Source organism: Vibrio sp. 378 (assembly GCF_033339435.1).
This window is the reverse complement of the sequence record NZ_JAWOUO010001242.1, coordinates 1-510: the sequence shown is the minus strand read 5'-3', so window position 1 is coordinate 510 and position 510 is coordinate 1. Positions and strand designations below refer to the sequence as shown.

The 510-nt window shown below is 42.0% G+C and carries 1 protein-coding gene; it reads right to left on the bottom strand.

Translation table 11 applies throughout. From position 1 onward, the window contains the following. Window positions 1–82: 82 nt before the first annotated feature. Complete coding sequence (locus tag R7Q48_RS31355; RefSeq protein ID WP_023585805.1) at window positions 83–367, bottom strand: putative quinol monooxygenase; 285 nt, start codon at window positions 365–367, stop codon at window positions 83–85. Between the last annotated feature and the right edge of the window lie 143 nt (window positions 368–510).

The following is a 510-nucleotide window of genomic DNA, read 5'->3' as shown; positions in this document are numbered from 1 at the left end:
TTCATAGGTAAGCTAACGTAAAGTCGCCAACTGGGCAAAAAACACTATTTGAGTCAACTTTGACACAGAATGACTCGCCTCATTATGCCTGAACATCCAAAATTTCATAATGGCGCTCAACATTCACTGTCACCCGCCCCCAGTCTGAATCTTTGACTCGGAGTTGATGGTGCTCGAACGTATCTCGATTTGTAAACTCTTCGTACACATCAAAGCGCAACGGGTTGTCAGGGTTTTCCACCACTTGAAACACAAGGCACCCAGCCTCGCTTTTAGTTAATCGCATATGAATAGGCAGCGCACTTTTTACCGTTTCAAGTTCCTCTTCAGGCACCAATATAAATCCTTTTAATATGACTTTGGGCATCACGACTCCATCGCTATTTTACTACCTACAAAAAACGCATAACCGAAAAGTTATGCGTTAAAACCATTAATACTGATTGAAAGGTTACCCAATTATTTTAACGTGAGGGTAAACACCTCGTTGTTCACGCCACCAATCATCAT